19 protein-coding genes are annotated in these 20,556 nt (G+C 76.8%); 2 read left to right on the top strand and 17 right to left on the bottom strand.

The window, feature by feature from the left end:
• Nucleotides 1-9: 9 nt before the first annotated feature.
• Genes WJX68_RS05000 through WJX68_RS05035 form a run of 8 tightly spaced genes read right to left on the bottom strand, consistent with a single transcriptional unit; the run spans nt 10 to nt 8,647 of the window.
• A complete protein-coding gene (locus tag WJX68_RS05000) occupies nt 10-1,068 on the bottom strand; it encodes a GNAT family N-acetyltransferase (protein ID WP_340286428.1) in 1,059 nt (352 codons plus the stop codon).
• Nucleotides 1,065-2,039 (bottom strand): glycosyltransferase, encoded by a 975-nt coding sequence (locus tag WJX68_RS05005; RefSeq protein WP_340286430.1) that lies wholly within the window; start codon nt 2,037-2,039, stop codon nt 1,065-1,067. Before WJX68_RS05005 ends, WJX68_RS05000 begins: the two co-directional genes overlap by 4 nt.
• The gene (locus WJX68_RS05010; RefSeq protein WP_340286432.1) at nt 2,036-2,677 is read right to left on the bottom strand and encodes a sugar transferase; all 642 of its coding nucleotides are present in this window, start codon (nt 2,675-2,677) and stop codon (nt 2,036-2,038) included. The genes WJX68_RS05005 and WJX68_RS05010 overlap by 4 nt, the downstream gene beginning before the upstream one ends.
• Nucleotides 2,655-4,064, bottom strand: a complete 1,410-nt coding sequence (locus WJX68_RS05015) for a hypothetical protein (protein ID WP_340286434.1) — start codon at nt 4,062-4,064, stop codon at nt 2,655-2,657. Before WJX68_RS05015 ends, WJX68_RS05010 begins: the two co-directional genes overlap by 23 nt.
• A complete protein-coding gene (locus WJX68_RS05020) occupies nt 4,061-5,599 on the bottom strand; it encodes a lipid II flippase MurJ (protein ID WP_340286436.1) in 1,539 nt (512 codons plus the stop codon). Before WJX68_RS05020 ends, WJX68_RS05015 begins: the two co-directional genes overlap by 4 nt.
• A gap of 41 nt (nt 5,600-5,640) precedes the next feature.
• Complete coding sequence (locus WJX68_RS05025) at nt 5,641-6,450, bottom strand: YveK family protein (protein ID WP_340286438.1); 810 nt, start codon at nt 6,448-6,450, stop codon at nt 5,641-5,643.
• Nucleotides 6,447-7,595 (bottom strand): DegT/DnrJ/EryC1/StrS family aminotransferase, encoded by a 1,149-nt coding sequence (locus WJX68_RS05030; RefSeq protein WP_340286440.1) that lies wholly within the window; start codon nt 7,593-7,595, stop codon nt 6,447-6,449. Before WJX68_RS05030 ends, WJX68_RS05025 begins: the two co-directional genes overlap by 4 nt.
• Nucleotides 7,592-8,647: a Gfo/Idh/MocA family protein gene (locus WJX68_RS05035; protein ID WP_340286442.1), complete on the bottom strand. Its 1,056-nt coding sequence runs from the start codon at nt 8,645-8,647 to the stop codon at nt 7,592-7,594. Before WJX68_RS05035 ends, WJX68_RS05030 begins: the two co-directional genes overlap by 4 nt.
• Nucleotides 8,648-9,306: 659 nt before the next feature.
• Between WJX68_RS05035 and WJX68_RS05040 the strand changes: the two genes are divergently transcribed.
• Both WJX68_RS05040 and WJX68_RS05045 read left to right on the top strand, forming a co-directional pair.
• Nucleotides 9,307-10,104, top strand: coding sequence for a glucose-1-phosphate cytidylyltransferase (locus WJX68_RS05040; RefSeq protein WP_340286444.1), 798 nt, complete (start codon nt 9,307-9,309; stop codon nt 10,102-10,104).
• Nucleotides 10,105-10,293: 189 nt separating this feature from the next.
• Nucleotides 10,294-10,587: a hypothetical protein gene (locus WJX68_RS05045; RefSeq protein WP_340286446.1), complete on the top strand. Its 294-nt coding sequence runs from the start codon at nt 10,294-10,296 to the stop codon at nt 10,585-10,587.
• A gap of 99 nt (nt 10,588-10,686) precedes the next feature.
• Here WJX68_RS05045 and WJX68_RS05050 read toward each other — a convergent pair whose 3' ends face one another.
• From WJX68_RS05050 to WJX68_RS05090, 9 genes are all read right to left on the bottom strand, one after another.
• Nucleotides 10,687-11,787 (bottom strand): class I SAM-dependent methyltransferase, encoded by a 1,101-nt coding sequence (locus tag WJX68_RS05050; protein ID WP_340286448.1) that lies wholly within the window; start codon nt 11,785-11,787, stop codon nt 10,687-10,689.
• Complete coding sequence (locus WJX68_RS05055; protein ID WP_340286450.1) at nt 11,784-12,380, bottom strand: dTDP-4-dehydrorhamnose 3,5-epimerase family protein; 597 nt, start codon at nt 12,378-12,380, stop codon at nt 11,784-11,786. Before WJX68_RS05055 ends, WJX68_RS05050 begins: the two co-directional genes overlap by 4 nt.
• An 88-nt stretch (nt 12,381-12,468) precedes the next feature.
• Nucleotides 12,469-13,539 (bottom strand): LCP family protein, encoded by a 1,071-nt coding sequence (locus WJX68_RS05060; protein WP_340286452.1) that lies wholly within the window; start codon nt 13,537-13,539, stop codon nt 12,469-12,471.
• A gap of 62 nt (nt 13,540-13,601) precedes the next feature.
• The gene (locus tag WJX68_RS05065; RefSeq protein WP_340286454.1) at nt 13,602-14,933 is read right to left on the bottom strand and encodes an AAA family ATPase; all 1,332 of its coding nucleotides are present in this window, start codon (nt 14,931-14,933) and stop codon (nt 13,602-13,604) included.
• Nucleotides 14,934-15,052: 119 nt separating this feature from the next.
• Nucleotides 15,053-16,054 (bottom strand): hypothetical protein, encoded by a 1,002-nt coding sequence (locus tag WJX68_RS05070; protein WP_340286456.1) that lies wholly within the window; start codon nt 16,052-16,054, stop codon nt 15,053-15,055.
• 1,030 nt (nt 16,055-17,084) lie between these two features.
• Nucleotides 17,085-17,831 carry a class F sortase gene (locus WJX68_RS05075; RefSeq protein ID WP_340286458.1) on the bottom strand — a complete coding sequence of 249 codons (747 nt, stop codon included), beginning with the start codon at nt 17,829-17,831 and terminating at the stop codon, nt 17,085-17,087.
• Between the two features lie 12 nt (nt 17,832-17,843).
• Nucleotides 17,844-18,764, bottom strand: a complete 921-nt coding sequence (locus WJX68_RS05080) for a DUF4397 domain-containing protein (protein WP_340286460.1) — start codon at nt 18,762-18,764, stop codon at nt 17,844-17,846.
• Between the two features lie 268 nt (nt 18,765-19,032).
• Nucleotides 19,033-19,779 carry an SDR family NAD(P)-dependent oxidoreductase gene (locus WJX68_RS05085; RefSeq protein WP_340286462.1) on the bottom strand — a complete coding sequence of 249 codons (747 nt, stop codon included), beginning with the start codon at nt 19,777-19,779 and terminating at the stop codon, nt 19,033-19,035.
• A gap of 91 nt (nt 19,780-19,870) precedes the next feature.
• Nucleotides 19,871-20,365 carry an HNH endonuclease gene (locus WJX68_RS05090; RefSeq protein WP_340286464.1) on the bottom strand — a complete coding sequence of 165 codons (495 nt, stop codon included), beginning with the start codon at nt 20,363-20,365 and terminating at the stop codon, nt 19,871-19,873.
• Between the last annotated feature and the right edge of the window lie 191 nt (nt 20,366-20,556).

The raw sequence follows: 20,556 nt of genomic DNA on the forward strand, positions 1-20,556 counted from the left end.
CGCCGGCCCTCAGCAGAAGTACCGGTAGAGCAGCCCACCGGCGGAGTCGGTGACGTGGTCGGGCACGTCGGGGCCGGCGAGCAGCGCGGTCAGGTCGGCGAGCAGGTCGTCGGCCGGGCCCCGCGGCACGGGGTCCGCCCCCGCCGGGCGCAGCGTGCGGATGCGCCGCTCGTGGGTGCCCCAGCCGCGCTTGAAGCGCACCAGGCCCGGCTGGTCCAGGTCCGAGAGCCCCCAGTCCAGTGCGGACAGTCCCCGCCCGGCGGCCCAGCGCAGGCAGGCCCAGTGCAGGGCCTCGTTCGGCCGCGACGACAGGTGCTCGGGGTCCGAGGCGCCGAACTTGTAGTAGACGGTGTCGCCCCAGACCAGGTAGACGGCACCGGCCACCGGCGGGCCGCCCGCGTCGACCAGTCCCACGCGGACCGCACCGGCGGCGGCGAACTGCTTCCAGACCTGCTCGAAGAAGCTGAGCGGCTGGGCGAGCAACCCGTACTTGTCCTTGCGCAGGCGCAGGTGCAGCCGGTGGTACGCCGCCACCGCGGCGAGGTCGTCGCGCAGCACGACCCGCAGCCCGTGGCGGGCGGCGGTCGCGATGTTGCGGCGCACCGCGGACCGCAGCCGGCGGTGCATCGTGTCCGGGTCGGTGACCGGGGTGACGTGCCAGGCCGCCTCGCCGGCCGTCGCGAGACCGGGGTCGCCCGCGGCGACGGAGGTGTCGAGGCAGCGCAGCGTGAACGGGGTGCCGCCGGGCAGGTCCGCCGTCACCGCGGCCGCCAGTGCGGCCCACGCGGCCGCGGGGTCGGCGAGCCCCGGCCGCACGACGGGGTCGCCCCGGTCGCTGAACGGCAGGGCGAGCCGGCGGCGGCCGCGCACGTCGTCGACGTCCACCCAGGCCAGCCCGGCCGCCGGGACGCCGTCCGGGTCGCGCAGCACCGCCGCCCGCGCGGCGAACCCGTAGTGGTCGCAGACCGCCGAGAGCCAGGGCGGGGAGGTGAACAGGTCGCCGTGCGCGGCCAGCTCGCGCCACACCGGGCTGGTGCGGGGGTCGACCCGCTCGACCGTGGCGGTCACGACGCCAGCTCGAACGCGGGCGGTGTGCCGGGGCGGTGCACCCCGCGCTGCAGAGCGTCGAGCAGCGACGCGGCGGTGACCGTCGCCGGGTCGAGGACCGTGGCGAGACCGCGCCGGGACAGCTCGGCGGCCAGCTGCACCTGGTGGTCGTCGCCGGCCTCCCCCTCGCGGGCGCGGCGCACCGCCAGCACCGGGTGCCGGCCGGCGGCCAGCGCCCCGAGCACCGACCCCGCGCCGGCGTGGGAGATCACGAGGTCGGCGTCGCGCAGCGCGGCCGCCAGCGCGCGGGCCGGGAGGAGGCCGACGGCGTCGACGCCGAGCCCGTCCACCGGGGTGCAGCCGGTCTGCCAGAGCACCCGCACCGGCCGGCCGCAGCGGCGGGCGAGCTCGCCGCCGGGGGCCAGGACCGGGGCCAGAGCCCGGACCAGCCGGGCGAACGGGAACTCCGCGGCCGTGCCGACGGTGACCAGGACCCGCAGCGGCCCGGCGGTCCGCGGTGCGCCCGGGCACGGCCGGAAGCTGTCGAAGACGCTGCCCGCGAACCGCCACCGGCGCCCGCTCCACGCCTCGTGCTGGGTGTAGCGGCGGATGCCCGGCACCCGGTCCAGCACCCGTCCGGTGAGCGACGGGCCGGCGACCCGGGCGACGCTCTCGACGTAGTGGCACTCGACCCCGCGCGCGGCGAGGTAGGGCAGGTAGCCCAGGGCGATGCCCGACCCGGTCGAGACGACCCGGGTCACGCCGGCCCGCCGCCAGACGCGGTGGGCGTGCGGGACGCAGCGGGCCACGTCGGACAGGGCGCGGACGCCGACGTAGGGCACGAACTCGACCTCGCGCCCGGCCAGCAGCGACGTGCTCTGCGCATTGGCGTGGGTGACCCACACCCGCCGGCCGGGGCCCGGGATGCGGGCGGCGATGTCGTCGAGCTGCTCGAGGTGACCACCGGTGGTGGCCAGGAACAGGGTGGTCACCGCGCACCGTCGCGGCGCAGCAGGGCCGGCACGGTGGCCAGCAGGATCGCGAGGTCGCGGTCGAGACGCCGGCCCCGTACGTACTCGCGGTCCAGCCGCAGCATGTCCAGCGTGCCGAGGGTGCTGCGGCCGCGCACCTGCCACAGGCCGGTGAGCCCGGGGCGCACCGCGAAGCGCGACGCGTACTCGGCGGGGAACAGCTCCGCCTCCCAGGCCAGGCACGGCCGCGGCCCGACCAGGGTCATCTCGCCGCGCAGCACGTTCACCAGCTGCGGGAGCTCGTCCAGGCTGGTCCGGCGCAGCCACGCGCCGACCCGGGTCACCCGCGCGTCGCCGTCGATCTTCCAGCTGCCGCCCGAGGAGGTGTCCTCGCCGCGCAGCTCGGCCGCGATGAGCGCGCGGTGGGCGCGGTCGTCGCAGCCGGGGTGCATCGTGCGGTACTTGAGCAGCACGAACGGCTCCCGGTCCCGGCCCAGGCGTTCCTGCCGGAACAGGGCGGGTCCGCCGGACTCCCACCGCACCGCCGCCGCCAGCGCGGCCAGCAGCGGCGCGCCCAGCACCAGGCCGCCGCCGGCGACCACGACGTCGAGCACCCGGCGGGTGTCCCACCGGCGCTCACCCCTGCACACGGTCGTCATCGACCGGCCTCCCCACGATCCCGAGCAGCACGAACAGGACGTCCCCGGTCCCGCGCAGCGTGAGGTGGATGTCGATCACCGAGAGGATCAGGACCACCCACCACGCCGCGAGGACCGCCGTCGCCGCGACCCCCACCTCGCCGGGGTCGTGCACGAGCACGGCGCAGCGGCGCACGACGTGCCACGACAGCACCGCGAAGGCCGCCGGCAGCGCGACACCGCCGACCCACAGCAGCTGCAGGTAGCCGAACTCCAGGTAGATCTGCTCCCGCCAGGTCTCCGGCGCCGGCAGCACCGAGTTCGGCGAGATCCCCAGCAGCACCGCGGACAGGTCGATCCGCGGCAGGTAGAACGACGTCAGGTTGTCCCAGCGGCCGAGCCAGCTGCGCGGCACGCCGAACTCGCCGCCGAACTCCGACAGCCGGGTCAGCACCGCGGGCGCGCCGACCGCGACGAGCAGCAGGACCGCGGGCACCAGCCGCGACGCCCGGGGCCACCGGGGCGGGTACCGGCGCACCAGCACCACCCCGGCGACGGCGGCCGCGGCCCAGCTGGAGAACTGGCCGGTGGCCAGGATCCCGGCGGCGAGCACGGCGCCGGTCGCGACCGCCGTACGGCGCCCGACCATCCCCCGGGCGGCCGCCCCGACCAGCAGCGCGACCGCCAGCACCAGGTGGTCCCCGGTCGCGATCGACGACGCGAACATCGTCGTGCCGCGCTCGCTCATGTCGACCGGGCTCTCCGAGGAGGTCCACAGGGTGCCCAGCAGGTGCAGCACCGGCGGGAACCCGAGCGTCTGCAGGACGGCGACGACCGCGACCACGACGGCGGAGCCGACCACCACCCGGAACAGCCACCGCCGCTGCGACGGCGTCACCACCGTCGTGCGGGCCAGCAGGAGCAGCCCGGTGAGCTTGACCAGCGGGAGCAGCGCCGCGAGGTCGCCCGCCGACGGGTCGTGCCCGCGCAGCAGCAGCGACACCGGCGGCCACACCGTCCCCACGACGAGGAACAGCGCGAGCGGGGCGTCGAGCGGCCCGAACCGCAGCCGCAGCGGGACGCCCCGAAGCCGGCGCAGGTAGGCACCGGCCAGCACCCCGGCCACCAGCAGCACCAGCAGCGCCTCGTTCGGCCGGACCAGCGGGACGAGCCGGCCGCGGTCGATCCCGGACAGGAAGGGCAGCGCGCCGAGGTAGATCCACGTCGCGGCCGCGGGCACCCGGGCCGTCAGGACGAGAAGGCCGAGCGCCGCCGCGACCGCGGGCGCCACCGGCCCGACCAGCGCCCCCGCGGCGGCGACGACGCAGACGGTGCCCGCCGCCGCGGCCACCAGCCGCCGGTCGGCCGGGTCGAGCAGTCGCGCCGGGTCCTCGCGCAGCACGGTCATCGTGCCGCCCCCACCGCGGCGCCGGCCCGCACGACGGGCACGCCCACGACCAGCACGGCCCCGAGCAGCCCCGCTCCGGCCAGCACGGCCAGGTCGTGTGCCCGGCCGCCGCCGGCGAGCAGCGCACCGCCGGCCGCGACGGGCAGCACCGCGGCCGCGGCCAGCAGCGCCGTGACGGTGCCCGCCCGGTCCGCGATCCGGGCGGGCCGCAGCGCCGCGCGCAGCCGCGCGAGCACCGCCGTCGCCGCGGCACCGTCGGCGACGAGCACCGCGACCGCGATGCCGATCAGCCGGGCCCCGCCCGCCGGGACGAGCAGGGTCCCGCAGCCGCACACCACCGAGGTGACGGCCTGCAGCAGGCCGATCCGCCGCGCGCCGCGCACGTCCAGCCGGGCGAACAGGGCCTGCCGGCCGATCTCGTGCAGCCCGGCGGGCACCTGCGCCACCGCGAACACCCCGACCACGGCCGCCAGCACCGCGACATGGGTGCCCGTCGCCAGCGCACCGGCCGACAGCTGCCCGGCGACCGGCACGGCGAGCACCGCGAGCGCGCACCCGGCGGGCAGCGCCGCGAGCAGGGTGAGGCTCAGCGCCCGGTGCCAGGCCGCGACGAACCCCGGACCGTCACCGGCCGCCGCGGCCGCCGCGAGCCTCGGCTGCACCGCCGTGGTGACCGCGCGGGCGCCGAGCGCGGCACCGAACGCGTAGACCGACCACGCGATCTGCAGGACCAGCGCCCCGCCCGCGACGGTCGAGGCCAGCACGACGAGGACGAGGTACGCCGAGGCGGGCAGCGCCGCCACCGGCACCGCGGCCCGCATCCGGGCCACGAACGGGCCGGTGCCCTCGACCTCGCGCGGGCGGGCGAGCGGGCGCAGCGGCAGCCCCGCCCGCCACGCCCCCACCGCCTGGACCGCGGCGTGCAGGCCGACCGACGCCGTCGCCCCGGCACCGAGCAGGACGACGAGCCCGAGCGGCACCTCGCCGACCTCGAGCCCCGGCGGGTAGGCCACCGCCGCCGTGCCCAGCACGACGACCATGCCGGTGTTCTCCAGCGCCGGGGCGGCCGCGGCGAGGGCGAAGCGCCCGCGCGCCTGCAGGACCGCCGCGCCGAGCGCGGCCACGGTGTAGAGCACGACCTGCGGGGCCACGACCAGCACCAGCAGCGCCGTGAGCAGCTGGGCGCGGCCGCGGCCGGCGTCCGGCACGCCCGCGGTGAGCGCGGCGGCCAGCACCGGCGAGGCGACGACCAGCGCGACCGCCACCGCCGCCGACGCGGCCAGCAGCACGGTGGTCGCGGAGCGCACCAGCCGCCGGGCGCCGTGCTCGCCCCGCTCCGCCAGCGCGCCGAGCACGGCGGGGACGGCGACGAGACCGAGCACCGGGCCGGCGACGGCGGAGTACACGACGTTCGGGACGACGTTGGTCGCCAGGAACGTGTTCGCGAAGAACGTCGGGCCCAGCACGGCCCCGGTCGCCACCACCCGCAGCAGCCCGCTGGCGCGGCTGAGGAGCGTCCACGCCGACACCGTCACCGAGCTCCGCGTGAGGCCGGCCGCGCCGCGCCCCGCCGCGCTCATCGCCGCGACGCGCCGCGCCGGGCGAGGACGGCCACGAGGACCAGGGCGACCAGGAGCCCCGACGCCGCCCCCGTGCCGACGGCCCACGCCCGGTCCGGCGCCACCGGGTCGGGCTCGACCCAGGCCGGGACCAGCACCGACGCCGCCGGACCCGCGATGTCGGTGACCGCGAGGTCGTCGAGGCGCCCGCGCAGCTCCTGCTCGCGGTCCACCAGCGGGGCGCGCTCCCGCGAGTCCGCCGCCGGGATCGCGTCGAGCCGGGCCAGCACCCCGCGCAGCTCCCCGTCGAGGTAGTTCTGCACCCCGCCGCGGGCACGGTCGCTCGACACCTGCAGGTAGCGGGCGGTGAGCGCCTGCACGAGCTGCAGGGCGCGGTCCGGGGAGGGGTCGCGCACCTCCACCGAGATGACCTCGCTCTCGGGGACCAGCGTCACCGTCGTCCGGGCGGCCAGCTCCTCGGGGGTCAGCCCCGCGGCGACCGCGACCGGCTCCACGACGGTGCGGCTCTGCAGCATCACGGTCTGGGTCGTGAGGTTACGGTCCTCCCGCAGGAAGCCGGTCGGCTGCTCGCGGGTGATCACGTAGAGCAGGTCGCTGCGGGCGGCGAACTGCGGGGTGACCAGCAGGCTCGCCAGGAACCCGGTCCCGGCGCCGAGGATCACCAGGACCAGGGCGAGCAGCCCCCAGAGCTGCAGCCGCCGGGCGTCCGGCCCGCGGGTGGCGGCGTCCGCCGGCGGGGCGGACCCGGTGAGCGGGTGCGACCCGTTGCGACCGGGCGGGACGAGGGTGGTGTCGTTCTCGGTCATCGCGATGCCCTCCCCAGGGCCGTGCAGACCCGGTCGATCTGCGTCGAAGTCGTCGTCGGGGACAGGGGGAGCGACAGGATCCGGGCGGCGGCGTCCTCGGCGACCGGCAGCGGGCCCCGCGACCACCGCCGGAACGCGGGCTGGCGGTGGCACGGCACCGGGTAGTGCACGCCCCAGCCGATGCCCGACCGGTCCAGCACGCCGGTGGCGGCCGCCCGGTCCGGCACCCGGACGACGAACAGGTGGTGGGCCGAGCGGGCCGACGGGTGGACCGCCACCGGGTGCACCGTGCCGGGCAGCGTCTCGCGGTAGCGGCGGGCGACGGCGGCGCGGCGCGCGTTGTCGGCGTCGAGGTGCGGCAGCTTCACCGCCAGGACGGCCGCCTGCAGCGCGTCGAGGCGGCTGTTGCGCCCGGCGAGGACGTGGCGGTGGCGGTCCCGGCCGCAGCGTCCGTGGTCGGCGAGCCGGCGCACCCGGTCGACCAGCGCCGTGTCGTCGGAGACGACGGCGCCGCCGTCGCCGAGGGCACCGAGGTTCTTGCCCGGGTAGAAGCTGAACGCCGCGGCGTGGCCGAGGCTGCCGGCCCGCCGGCCGTCGAAGGTCCCGCCGTGGGCCTGGGCCGCGTCCTCGACGACGGCGAGCCCGTGGCGCGACGCGACCGCGGACAGCTCCCCGACGTCGACGACCTGGCCGAACAGGTGCACGGCGAGCACCGCGGCCGTCCGGTGGGTCACCGCGGCCGCCGCCGCGGCCGGGTCGATCAGCAGCGTGTCCGGGCGGACGTCGACGAACACCGGCCGCGCCCCGGCGGCCCGGACCGCCTCCGCCGACGCGACGAACGTGTTCGCCGGGACGAGCACCTCGTCGCCCGGGCCGATCCCGAGCCCGGTGAGGACGAGCTCCAGCGCGTCGGTCCCGTTCGCCACGCCCACGCAGTGCCGGGCCCCGCAGAACGCGGCGAACGCGGCCTCGAACGCGTCCACCTCGGGCCCGCCGACGAACCGGCCGTCGGCCAGCACACGCGCCCACGCCGCGTCGAGCTCCGGGCGGAGCCCGGCGTGCACCCCGGACAGATCCAGGAACGGCACCGGGGCGCCGGCGGGTGCGGGCGGCACCGGCCCGGCCGGCCGGTCGAGGACGCTCACGACGCGGCCAGCCCGACGGGGGCGGCGCCGACGCCGGCCGGCGCCCCGCTCGCGGCGGCACGGCCGGCCGCGTCGAGGACGCGGACGACGTCGAGGCCGCGGCGGCCGGGGGTCAGGCACCGGGTGCGGCCGTGGATGCAGTCCACGAAGTGCCCGTCCTGCAGCGCGAGCGGCTCCTCGAAGGCGATGTAGGGCGAGGTGATGTCGCCGGTCCGGTAGGTCATCGGGACGGCGTGCGCCCCGTCGCCGTCGTCGACCGTCGCGGGGTCCACCCCGATGTCGTAGATCCGGATGCGCTCGTTGTCGGACATGTCGTCGTAGACCGCCATCCGGCGGGTCCCGACCACGGTGACCGTGCGCACCTTGCGCGGGCTCAGCCAGCTGACGTGCAGGTAGGCCGTCACCCGTGAGCCGGGGAAGTCCAGGCGCAGGTGCGCCACGTCGTTGTGCCGGATCCCGACGTTGCGCTGCGCCCACACCGACGTGCTGGCCGGCATCTCGTCGAGGAGGTAGGAGACGATCGAGATGTCGTGCGGGGCGAGGTCCCACACCACGTCGACGTCGGGCTGGTAGCGCCCCAGGCTCAGCCGCTGGGCGTCGATGTAGAGGGTGCGCCCGAGCGCGCCCGACCGGACGATCTCGCGCAGCTTCCGGACCGCCGGGTTGTACTCGAAGGTGTGCCCGGTCATGAGGTGGACCCCAGCGCGACGGGCGAGGTCGACGAGCCGTTCGGCGTCGGCCACCGAGGTGGTCAGGGGTTTCTCCACCAGCACGTGGCGGCCCGCGCACAGCGCCTGCGCGGCGACCGCGGCGTGGCTGCCCGCGGGCGTCGCGACGACGACGCCCTCGACGTCGTCGAGCACGTCGGCGAGCCCGCGGTGCAGCTGCACACCCGGATGCCGCGCCGCGGCCTCGGCGAGCCGCCGCTCGTCCTGATCGACGACGGCGACCGAGACCCCCGCCGTCGCGCTGAGGACGCGGACGTGCTTGGACCCCCAGTAGCCGTAGCCGACCACGGCGACACGGGTCACGGGACCACTGACGACGGTCATGCGAGCTCCCTCCGCGGGCGGTGCCGCGACCTCGGGCCGGCTCCCACCGGACGGTGACCGGACGTGATGTGCGGAGGTTCTCGACACCCGAGTACTTGGTGTTACGCATCACAGAGGACGCCCGCGGTGATTTTCCACAGAATCAATGAATGACGTCGCCGAAGATCGGAGTAGCGACGGAGCGACAGGGCCGAAAGGCCCTCGACAAGCCTTTCATCAGGGAGAACGCAGCCCGTTCGACATTTCCCGCACCACTCGACACGACCGTGTCGAACATTGTCCGGACCCTGTCGCGAATGGCTGCGCAATGGATCAGCGCACCGTCGGCACCTGATTACCCGGAGCAACCACCGGTCCGGTCACGCGAGAGGTGTCCCCCGCTCCGGCGGCCCCGGTCCCCTCGCCGCGGCGTGATCGTTTCCAGATCGGAAACGATCACCGGATCCCGTGCGCACAGCGGATTCCCAGGTGAACACCCGGTGATCTCACCCGGAGTCCACGGAGCGTGACCAGGAGTGCCCGTTTCCGCCCGTTGTGAGGCGAGAAACAGACACGGACGGATAACACTGCGGTAGTGGTGAACGGTTCAACCACTACCCGGCGACACGGCGACACCGCCCACCGCCACACGCTCCCCACGAAGGATCGGACGAACCCCCATGGACCCCCAGACCCCCGTCGTCATCCTCTGCGGCGGCAAGGGCACCCGCATCCGCGAGGCGTCCGAGAGCCTGCCGAAGGCGATGGTCGAGATCGGCGGCCGGCCGATCGTCTGGCACATCATGAAGACCTACCGCGAGCACGGCTTCCGCCGCTTCGTGCTGTGCCTGGGCTACAAGAGCTGGGCCATCAAGGAGTACTTCCTCGACTACCGCGCGCGCTCCGCGGACTTCACGCTGTCCATGTCCGACCGGCACCGGATCGACTTCCACAACGGCGTCGACGAGGACTGGGAGATCACCTTCGCCGAGACCGGCCTCGAGACCGCCACCGGCTCGCGGGTGCGGCGCATCGCCCCCTACGTCGACACCGAGCACTTCTTCCTGACCTACGGCGACGGCGTCGGCACCGTCGACATCACCGCCCTGGCCAAGGAGCACGAGCAGTCCGGCAAGACCGGCACCGTCACCGGCGTCCACCCGACCTCCAAGTTCGGCGAGATGCAGGTCGACGGCGACCGCGTCGTCGAGTTCAACGAGAAGCCCACCCAGGTCACCGGGTTCGTCTCCGGCGGGTTCTTCGCCTTCCGCCGCGAGTTCCTCGACACCTACCTCGGCGGCCCCGGCGACGACGACGTCTGGCTCGAGCACGAGCCGCTGCAGCGCCTGGCCCGCGACGGCCGGCTGAACGTGCACCGCCACGAGGACTTCTGGTCGGCCATGGACACGTTCAAGGACTACGAGCACCTCAACAAGCTCTGGGCGCGCGGCGAGGCGCCGTGGCGCATCTGGGAGTGACCCGCACCCACCGACGGTGACGAACAGCGCTGGTCAGGGGCTCAGCGGCCACACAGCGCAGCCACAGGCGGATGGGGTGTCATCAGATGTGGGGAACCGATGGCCCTCTCGCTAATGCTCCACCCGGAGCACGCGAACTCCCGGGCAGAACGGCCGCACGGCCGTCGCGGACCGAAGGAGCTTCCTGACATGAGCGTCACCCCGGAGACCCCCGCCACCACCACCGCCCCCGCCGTCGCCGTCCCGGCGCCGCGCGCCGCGGCCGAGAACGGCGCGCTGCCGCCCGTCGCCGTCACCCCGGCCGCGGTGGACCTGTGCCGCTGCGGCCACGAGCGCGACGCGCACGAGCACTACCGCCCCGGCACCGACTGCGGGGTCTGCGGCGCCACGTGCCGTGCCTTCCACGCCCGCACCGGCGCCGCCGCCGGCCGCTCCGCCGGTCGCGCCGCGCGCCTCACCTCGGCGCTGCTGCGCCGTTCCTGAGCCCCCGGGCCCGTCCCCGGACGGTCCGCCCGGGGACGGCACGCGAACGCCCCCGTCCCTCCCGCTGCGGGAGGGACGGGGGCGTTCGTGCGTGGTGGGTCAGGCGCGGGTGGGCACCGTGTCGGGCAGCAGCCACGTGCCGCCGCCCGCCTCGACCTGCGGCAGCGCGCGGCGCACCTCGGGCAGCAGGTCGTCGACGAACAGCAGGACCGACCGCGGGGCCGCGGCCAGCAGGTCCTCCGGCGCCACGATCGGGATCGCCGAGCCGGGCGTGCGGCGCCCCTGCTTGGCCGGTGAGCCGTCCGCGATCGCCGGGAGCAGCTCCGGCCCGATCCCGGCCCGGGCCAGCAGCGGGATCGCCCGGGAGGCGGCGCTGTAGCCCCACACGGGGCGCCCGGCGTCACGCTCGTCGCGCAGGAAGTCGCGGATGCCGCCGGTGACCCGGTCCGCCGCCCGCTGCAGCGACGACAGCGTGGCCGCGTCGCGCATCCCGGCCCGCTCCTCGGCCTCCACGAGCTCGCGCACGCTCGCCCCGGGCATCCCCGACGCCCGCGCCGTGAGCAGCACCGTGCCGCCGTAGAGCGGGAACCACCAGGCGCGCAGCGCGGTCATGCCGCACTCCTCGAGCATCCCGGCCAGCGCCGAGGTCGAGTAGTAGGCGAAGTGGCCGTGGCGCAGGTCGTTCCACTGCCCGCCCTCGACGACGGCCTGCAGCGAGTGGTAGCCGAACACCAGCGTGCCGCCCGGGCGCAGCCGCGCGACCCGCTCGCGCAGCGCGGCGGCCTGGTCGGCGTCGTGCATCATGCCCAGGTTGTCGACGACGACGTCGACGGTCTCCCCCGGCCCCGCAGGCACCGCGCCGGTCGCGGCGAGCCCGGCGACCCAGCTGCCGCCGTGCGGGCTGCCGTACTCGGTGAAGGTGACCCCCGGCCCGACGACGCCCGCCGCGGCCAGCTCGGCGACCGCGGCGCGGCCCTGCTCGACCAGCGCCACCGGCTCCAGGCCGACGACCTCCTCGGCCCCGCCCGGGTCCTCCGCGAGCTGGGCGAGCCCGCAGCCCGCGCACAGCCACATCCGCAGCGGGAACAGCGGGTCGGGGCCCGGGTCGCCGGCGGCCGGGAACGCCGTGCCGGCGGGCTGCTCGCCCAGGTCGAGCACGACGTCGCCGCGGGTGCCGCGGCAGAACCGGCAGGCCGTCACGACGGGTCGACGCGCAGCTCGCCGCCCCGCGGGGCCGGCACCGGCGCGCCGTCGAGGGTGCGCAGGTAGTCCCGCCAGGACGGGGCGACGGCGTCGCGCGCGCTCACCGTCGTCGGCTCCATCGGCCACTCGATCCCGAGGTCGGGGTCGGCGTAGTGCACCGAGACCGCCTGGATCGGGTCGTGCACCCGGTCGATCTGGTAGCAGACGTCGGCGACCTCCCCGACGACCTGGAAGCCCACCAGCATCCGGCGCGGCACCCGGATCGAGAGCAGGTCGCGGTCGTCGATCCGCACGGCGACGTGGCGCCCCAGCGTCGGCGACTCCAGCCGCCCGTCGACGACGACGAGGTGGACCGCGCCGTGCGCGACCCGGATGATCTTGCCCTCGCCGCCGCCGTTGCGCCCGTGCAGCCCGCGCAGCACGCCGTGCCCGGAGCGGGACTGGCTGTCCTGCACGTACTCCGCGCGGTGGACGCCGTGCCCGGCCGCGACGTGCACGTCGAAGGTCCGGCTGAAGAATCCCCGTTCGTCGCGGAACGGCGACGGGCGGAACAGCAGGACTCCGGCGAGCGAGGTCTCCTCGACGTCCACGGGCAGCTCCCGACGATCCAGGCGATGGGCCGATCGGCTGACCGGCCCGCCTGAGACTCGCCCGAACGCCGCGACCCGTTACGGCTGGTCAGGACGGTGTGTCGGACAACGCGTCGCTGGGATACCGATCGGCGTACGCGGGGACGGTGCCGTTGCGCACCGCGGCCCACAGGTCCGCCCCGCGGCCCCGGTCGAGGTACACCACCGACTGCGCGCCCTCCCGTCCGAGACCGCTCACCGGGGCGGTCACGAACGCCATGTTCCCGGCCCGCAGGTCGCGCGCCTGCAGCGCGAGCTGCACCAGACCGGTGTTCGAGAGCGAGTCGTCGACGCTCACCGCGTCGCCGACGCTGGTCGCGAAGGCGTAGAGCGCGGCCGGGTCGGTGCGCGCCGTGTCCTGCACCCGGTCCAGCAGCGCCTTGATCGCGTTCTGCTGGCGGGCGGCCCGGGACAGGTCACCGCCGGGCAGGTCGTAGCGCTGGCGGACGTAGGCCAGCGCCTGCGCGCCGTCGAGGTGGTTGGGCCCGGCGGCGAAGTCGACGCCGGCGTTGCTCGTCGCCTGCGCGACCGTCACGTCGATGCCGCCGACCGAGTCGACGAGCGAGGTGAACCCGGCGAAGTCGACGACGCCGAAGTGGTCCACCCGCACCCCGGTCAGCTCCTCGACCGTCGCGATCAGCAGCGGCGCCCCGCCGTAGGCGTACGCAGCGTTGATCTTGTTCATGCCGCGGCCGGGGATGTCCACCCAGGAGTCACGCGGGATCGAGACGACCGATGCCGTGTGCCCGTCCGGCGCGATCGTCCCGAGCATGATCACGTCCGAGCGCTGCGAGCCCGCGTCCACACCGGCCGCGGCGTCCGTGCCGGTGGTCGGCTCGTCGGCGCGGGTGTCCGTGCCCACCAGAAGGAACGTCGTGCCGCCGAAGCCCGCGGGGCGCGCGGAGGCGTCCAGCCCGCGGAAGGCGTCCGGGATGCGGCCGATGTCGCCGCCGATCGACGACGCCAGCCAGGCGACCACGCCGGCCGCGCCGAGGAGCAGCACCAGGACCACCGCGAGCAGCGCCACCAGCACGCGCCGGCCGCGGCGGGGCCGCCGCCCGGGGTGCAGTCCGGGGACGACGTCGCCGCCCCGGGTGGGTGGGGGTGTCGCATTGCGCATCGGGTGTCCTCCGGGGGACGGGCGGGGGGCGTCGATGATGTGTCGCGCTGCGCCCGCCGCCGTTACGCCGGGGTGTCCGCGCCCACCCCGTCCGACCTGAACAGCGCCGAGCGGATCTGGCCGTTGCGCACCTGCGGCACGGCGCCGAAGCGGCCCTCCAGGTAGCGCTCCTGGACGTTGATCTCGGAGCGGATCTCGAACTCGTCGAGCGAGTACAGCACCGACGCGCCGTCGGACTGCTTCTCGGTGAACCAGACCTCGTCGCGGGCCAGCGCGTCGCCCAACAGGCTGCCGAGCAGCGCGGTGTCGTGCGTGGTGAGCACCAGCTGCCCACCGGTCCGGTTCAGCTCCGGGTCCTTGAAGATCGTGATGAGCTCGCGGGTGAGCACCGGGTGCAGGTTCGCGCCGACCTCGTCGACCAGCAGCGTCTTGCCGGTCGCGAAGGCGTGCAGGGCGGGCACGACGACGGCCAGCCAGGCCACCGTCCCGTCGCTCTCGCGGCTCAGCGGGAACGACACCGGCCACCGCGGGTCCGACGACGCGTGCTGCAGCTGCAGGGTGTACTCGGCGTCGGAGAGCAGCTCGGACAGCGACACCGGGTCCGGCCCGGTCGCGAGCCGCTCGTGCGCGGCGACGAGCCGCTCGACCTCGCGCGGGCCCAGCTCCTCGCGCTGCAGCGAGATGCCGGTGATGCCGAGGTCGGCGTTGCGGATCAGCACCTCGACCCGGCCGCGCAGCTCGTCGTCGACCAGGGCGTGGCGCAGCCACGCGAGCTGCTCGGCGCGCCCGGTGCGCGCGACCTCCGACAGCGAGAGGCCCTCGACGAGATGGTCGCGGATCGCGAGCAGGTCGGCGTGGCCGACCAGCGGGGCGCAGGACAGGAGCAGGGTGGACGGCGACGCCGTCGCCAGCAGACCGGCGTTCGGCCCGCGCAGCCCGCGCCCGAAGGAGGTCTCCTCCAGCACCTCGCCGCGCTCGAACAGCGCCCGCCGCTTCCCGCTGGGGTAGGAGTACAGGTACTCCTCCAGGATCCGTCCGAGCAGCACCTCGAAGCCGTACTGGTGGCGGACGCCGTCGATCACGAAGTCGATCTCGTAGAGCGAGGGCCGCGACCGCGACCCGGCATCCAGCAGGTACGGCTGCACCGGGAAGGCCGCACCCGGCGAGTGACCGTGCGCGGCCGGGCGCTCGACGGCCTGCTTGAGGAAGCTGACCGCCCTCAGCAGGGTCGACTTGCCCGACGCGTTGGGCCCGTAGACCGCCGCGACCCGGTTGGTCGCGCCGACCCAGTCCCCGTCCGGCGGGGTCTGGGTCTTCAGGCTCGCCCGCACCAGCGACAGCTCGGTCTCGTCGCGCAGCGCCTCGTGGTTGATGACCCGGAACCTGAGGAGCACCGTCCCACCCCCGTCCTCATCGGACCCCGCCCCGCGAGGCCCTGTCGCTTCCGCGAGTCTAGTGTGATCGACGCCCACGACGGCGCCGACGACGGCGTGATGCGGACCGCCCGGCCGGCTCAGCGCACGACGACGGCGAGCAGCCGGTCCTGCTCGGGCAGCGCCGCCAGCGCACCGGCGAGCGCGGAGTGCCCGGCCGCCGGGTCGCCGTCGACGACGACGAGCACGTCGTGCCCGCCGTCCCCGCCGGGGCCGCCGGGGACCTCGCTCCGCAGCCGCGCCGCGAGGTCGGCGACGCCGTCGGACCCGGCCAGCACCCGGACCCGGCGGGCCGTCGCACCGGCCAGGAGCCGGGCCTGCTCGGCCAGCCGCGGGTCACGCCCGTCGAGCAGGGTGGCGCTGCGCCCGGACCGGGACAGCGCGCGGCGCACCCGTCGCCGGACCAGGATCCGCCGGTGCGGCCCGGGCAGCACCAGCGCGACGACGGCGGCCACCACCAGCCCGGCGACCAGCGCGAGCAGCAGCCCGGTTCCGGCCCGCGGGGCGACCTGGTCGACCTGCGCCCGGTCGTCGAGGGGGCGCAGGACGCCGGCCGCGCCGAGCACGTCGGACGCGGCGACCCGCTGGGCGACGGCGGCGCTCAGCGCCCCGGCCAGCTCCGGCGAGCCGGCTCGGACGCTCACCTGCACGACGCCCGCGTCGGCGGGCACCTCGGCGCTCACCGCCCCGGCGAGGTCCGCGGCCGTCGGCGCGCCGGGCACCGCCGCGGACACCGCGTCGAGGGTGGCGGGCGCGGTCGCGACCTGGGCGGCGGCCGGGAGCCCGAGCGCGACGACGTCGCGGTAGCTGGTGCTCACCCCGGACGTCGTGAGCAGCGTCGACCCCGCCGCGCCCGTCGGCTCGGCGAGCACGGTGGAGCGGGCGTCGAAGCGGGCGGGCTGCAGCGCGAACGCGGCCAGGACCAGCGCGAACGCGAGCAGGCCCGCACCGGCGATCGCCGCGGCCCGGGAGCGGGGTGGCGGGGTGCCGCGGGACGGTCCGGACGCGGCCGCCCTCGCGACGGGCGGCTTCGTCACGGGCGGCTTGGTCGCGGACGGCTGCGTCGCGGACGGCTTCGTCACGGGCGCCTTCGTCGCGGACGGCTGCGTCACGGGCGCCTTCGTCGCGGACGGCTGCGTCGCGGGCGCCTTCGTCACGGGCGCCTTCGTCGCGGACGGCTGCGGCGTCGCCGTGGGTGCGGGGGTCGCTGCCGTGGGTGCAGGGGTCCGGGTCCGGGACACCGTGGACGCGGGCGTCGCGGGCCCGGGCGTCGCGGTCCCGGTCCTCGCGGCCCCGGGCGCCGGGGACGTGGGAGCTGTGGAGGTGCGGACCGTGGGTGCGTCCGGTGTGGACGCCGCCGGGCCCGGGGCACCGGGTGCCGGGTCCCCGGACCCGGCGGCACCGGACGCAGCGGCACCGGCCCCGGCGGCACCGGCCCCGGCGGCGGGCCGCCGCCTCGGCGCCCGGGGGCTCGTCGCCGCTGCGGGGGGCGTCGTCGAGGCCGGCGTCGACGGGGCGGCCTTCCGCCTCGGCGCCCTCCGCGTGGCCGGCGCAGCCGGCGGGGCCTCCGCCGGCGACGCGGTACCGGCCGCCGGGGTGGCCTCCGCCTGGTCCGTGGCCGTCGTCCGCGGCGTCACCGTCGACCGCGCGGTGGCCGTCGACCGCGGCGTCCTGGCCCGTGGCGTGGCCGTCGACCGTGACGCCGGCCGGACGGTGGCCGGGGCAGGGTCCGTGACCGGAGCCGTGGGCCGGGCCGCGGCCGGAGCCGTGGCCGGGTCGGCGGCCGGAGTCGCGGGCCGGTCGGCGGCCGGACCGGCTGCGGGGCCCGTGGCCGGGCCGGCGGCCGGGTCCGGCGTCGGATCAGCGGCGGGACCCGTGGCCGGCGCGGGCCTGCGCGCCTGCGCCCCGCCCGGCCGGGCCCGGCCCGCCCCCGGCGCCGCACGCCGTCGGGTGATCTCCTCCGAGGCCGCCCGCCGCGTCCGACGCGGACGCTCCGCGGAGCCGTCGCCGCCGGAGGTGCTCCCCCCGGGCGCGGTCGTGCCGTCCGCCGTGCCGGTGCGCTCCCCGGTGTCCCCGGGCCTGCTGTCGCTCACGGTTCTCCTCCTCGCCCCGTCAGTGCACCGACGCGAACACGACGACGTTGTCGTCGTAGGAGCGCGCGGCGTGGTCGAACGCGCCACCGCAGGTGATGAGGCGCAGCTGCGCGTTCGCGGTCGCGCCGTACACCTCGTCGGACGGGAAGCGGTCCTTCGGGTAGGTGCGGACGGCGTCGACGGTGAACGTCGTCGACCGCCCGTCGGAACGCGGCACGACGACCGTCGCGCCGACCGGGACGTCGCGGAGCCGGAAGAACACCGCGGGCCCGCGCCAGGAGTCGACGTGCCCGACGATCACGGCCGGGCCCGCCTCCCCCGGCTTCGGCCCGCCGGTCCACCAGCCCGTGCGGGCGAAGTCGGCCGGGGCGGGCAGCACGCCGTCGGCGTCGAGTGCCAGCGGCTCGGGCTCGCCCACGGTCAGGCCGATCGACGGGATCGACAGTCCGGTGGGCGGCGCGACCGGCCGCGCCCCACGCGCCCCGGCGGGCGCGGCCGGTGCGGCGCGGAACGCCGCGGGCACCGGGGGCAGGCCCGCCGACGCCGTCTCCGCCGGCGGGTCGCCCGGGTCCAGCGCCGCCGTCGTGACGACCGGGACCAGCAGCACCGCCGAGACGGCCACGGCGCGCAGCGTCGGGTAGAGCGGCCGCGGGTCCGCCGCCAGCCTCGCCCGCGACGCCCGCAGCGCCGCCCGGCGGCGGTCGCGGCGGTCGCGCCGGACCGCCGCCCGGTAGCCGGGCGGGCGGTCGAGGGGATCCAGGAACACGGCGGCCCCCGCTCAGGCTCCGCGCCGCCGGGAGCGCGCCGCGGTCAGGCCGAGCACCAGCAGCGGGGCGCCGGCCAGGGCGAGGACCAGCGGGAGCGCCGACCCGCCGGGCGCGGTGCCCCCGGCCCCCGCGGGCACGCCGCCCTGCGGGACCTGCCGGGGCGGGGCCGCCGCCCCCGCCGGGGTGGACGCGGCGCCGGCCGGGCCGGTCGCGCCGGCGGCGGGGCGGCCCGCGACGTCGGTGAGCGGGGTGACGGCCAGCGCGCCCGCGGCGTTGCGTGTCACGACGACGGTCGTCACCGACCCGGCGGTCACGGCGAGCGGCGCGGCCGCGGTGACCGCGCCCGCGCTGAGCCGGACGTCCCACGTCCGCGCGCCGACCGGCGCGTAGCCGGTGACGGTGCCGTAGCCGAGGTCGGTGCCCAGCCGCGGCCCGTCGACGGCGAGCGCCTGCAGCGGCGCGGTCCCGCCGGCCGCCTGCACCAGCCGGACCTTGCCCTCGCCGGCCGGAGGGGCCGCGAGGTCGTCGGCGACGAGCTCGCCGCGGGGCTGCCCGCCCGGGCCGCTGTCGAAGAAGAACAGCGACTGCGCCGAGCCCGCACCCACGTCGAGCCCGGCCGACAGCGGCGCCGGCAGCGACGGGTCCGACCCGGCCGGGCGCATGACGATCGCGTAGCGCCCCGGGGCGAGGTCTAGGTAGCCGGTGACCGTGCCGTAGGTGGCGGAGGCGACCCGGCGGCTCGTCGAGGACGGGCCCTCGGGGCCGACGATCTCGGCGTCCACCGCGTGCGTCGACGGGGACAGGTGACCGAGGCGGAGCTTGCCGACCGGCTGGGCCGCGACGGCCGGTGACGCGACGGCGAGCAGGGCGGCGCAGGCGAGCAGCACCAGGCCGGCGAGCCCGGAGGCCCGACGGGCACGCGATGCGGTCATGGCTCTCCCCTCGGACGGCCCGACCTCCACCCCGCTGCCGTGATGCTCCGTGATGTCGATCGAGAACGACGGGGACATACTACCCCCGATCGGGGTACGGAGCGACGACCGGGGCGGACGACCTCGACATCGCCGGATGATCCGGGCACCGGCTCCGAGCTGCGCGGAGAGGTCGACCCTGACTCCCGGACGATCTCGCGACAACCTGTCGCACAAGGGTTGACGCACCGTCACCGGCGGGTCGCGGCCCACCCGGTCCCGGCCGCCGTCACATCCGGACGCCGAAGGGGCGCAGGAGCCGTCGCAGCACCCCGCGCACGATCCGGTTCGTCACGTTCTGCAGGCGCCGGTCCGGGATCCGGACGAGCACCCGGCCGCGGTCGTGCCCGTCCAGCGCGGCGCGCGCGACCCGCTGCGGGCTGACCCACTCCCGCTCCGGGACGGCCGAGACGTCCTCCCCCTGGCGCTCGTGGAACGCCGTGCGGGTGTAGCCGGGACGGACGACGGTGATCCGCACGCCGCGGCGACCGACGTCGGCGCGCAGCGAGCGGGCCAGCGCCTCGGTGCCCTCCTTGGTCGCGGTGTACACCGGGATGTGCGGCGTGGGGTGCGGCACCGCCGAGCTCGACACGAACACCACCCCGCCCGTGCCGCGCTCGAGCATCCCGGGCAGCGCGGCCGCGGTCAGCTGGGCGACCGCCGTGAGGTTGACGCGCACCTGCTCGGCGATCGCGGCCGGGGCCTGGTCCTGCAGCGCGCCCAGCCCACCGGTGCCCGCGTTGTTCACCAGCAGCGACACCGGCCCGGCGGTGAGCTCGGCGCACACCGCGGCCACGCCCTCGTCGGTGGACAGGTCCGCGACGAGGGTCGAGCCACCCGGGACGCGGGCCGCGACCTCGGCGAGCCGGGCGGCGTCGCGCCCGACGAGCAGCACCGGCGTCCCGCGGCGGCCGAGCTCCTCCGCGAAGGCCGCGCCGATCCCGCTCGACGCTCCCGTGACGACCGCACGCACCATGGGGACGCTCCTCCCGGGCGCCGCCGCGACCGTCGGGCGGGGCCGGGCGCACCATAGTGGGGCGGCCCGGCCGCCGGGAACGCGACGACCGTCAGGCGGCCGTCAGCCAGGGTTCCCACGCCGGCAGCGGCTCCACGGCCAGCACCAGGACCCCGGCGCCGGTCCGCGCCGGCGGCCCGGGTGCCACCCGCAGCGTCCAGCCGATCTCCTCCAGCAGCCGGTCGGCCTTGCGGGAGTTGCACGCGCGGCAGGCGGCGACGCAGTTCTCCCAGCTGTGCGCACCGCCCCGGCTGCGCGGGACGACGTGGTCGATGGTGTCGGCGCGGCGCGCGCAGTAGGCGCAGCGGCGGCCGTCGCGGCGCAGCACGCCGGCGCGGGTCATCGGGACGGCCCGCCGGTAGGGGACGCGCACGTAGCGCGACAGACGCAGGACCGACGGCGCCGGGAGCGCGAGGCTCTCCGAGCGGAACGACGCGCCCTCCAGCGCCTCCTGCAGACACTCGGCCTTGCCGGAGAGCAGCAGGCAGATCGCCCGTTTCGAGGTGACGACGGCCAGCGGTTCGAAGCTGGCGTTGAGGAGCAGCACCCGGGACCCCGACGGCACCGCGGCCGGGTCCGCGGCGGTACCGGGTGCCGGATGCGGGTCGTCGTCGGGGAGCGCTCTCAGATCGGGGACGACGCCACTCCCGGCACCAGTGGGGACGGGTTGTCGGTACGGCACGCGACCACCTCCGCGACGCTCGGAGTCCGTGATGTAGTCGACCATACGGAAGGCGG

The organism is Pseudonocardia spirodelae, assembly GCF_037727765.1.
Taxonomy (GTDB): domain Bacteria; phylum Actinomycetota; class Actinomycetes; order Mycobacteriales; family Pseudonocardiaceae; genus Pseudonocardia; species Pseudonocardia spirodelae.

Bases quoted from the DNA above. Each gene is read 5' to 3' on its own strand.
- WJX68_RS05010 (WP_340286432.1), bottom strand. From the start codon at position 2,677: ATGACGACCGTGTGCAGGGGTGAGCGCCGGTGGGACACCCGCCGGGTG.
- WJX68_RS05015 (WP_340286434.1), bottom strand. From the start codon at position 4,064: ATGACCGTGCTGCGCGAGGACCCGGCGCGACTGCTCGACCCGGCCGAC.
- WJX68_RS05025 (WP_340286438.1), bottom strand. From the start codon at position 6,450: ATGACCGAGAACGACACCACCCTCGTCCCGCCCGGTCGCAACGGGTCG.
- WJX68_RS05035 (WP_340286442.1), bottom strand. From the start codon at position 8,647: ATGACCGTCGTCAGTGGTCCCGTGACCCGTGTCGCCGTGGTCGGCTAC.
- WJX68_RS05040 (WP_340286444.1), top strand. From the start codon at position 9,307: ATGGACCCCCAGACCCCCGTCGTCATCCTCTGCGGCGGCAAGGGCACC.
- WJX68_RS05045 (WP_340286446.1), top strand. From the start codon at position 10,294: ATGAGCGTCACCCCGGAGACCCCCGCCACCACCACCGCCCCCGCCGTC.
- WJX68_RS05060 (WP_340286452.1), bottom strand. From the start codon at position 13,539: ATGCGCAATGCGACACCCCCACCCACCCGGGGCGGCGACGTCGTCCCC.
- WJX68_RS05080 (WP_340286460.1), bottom strand. From the start codon at position 18,764: ATGACCGCATCGCGTGCCCGTCGGGCCTCCGGGCTCGCCGGCCTGGTG.
- WJX68_RS05085 (WP_340286462.1), bottom strand. From the start codon at position 19,779: ATGGTGCGTGCGGTCGTCACGGGAGCGTCGAGCGGGATCGGCGCGGCC.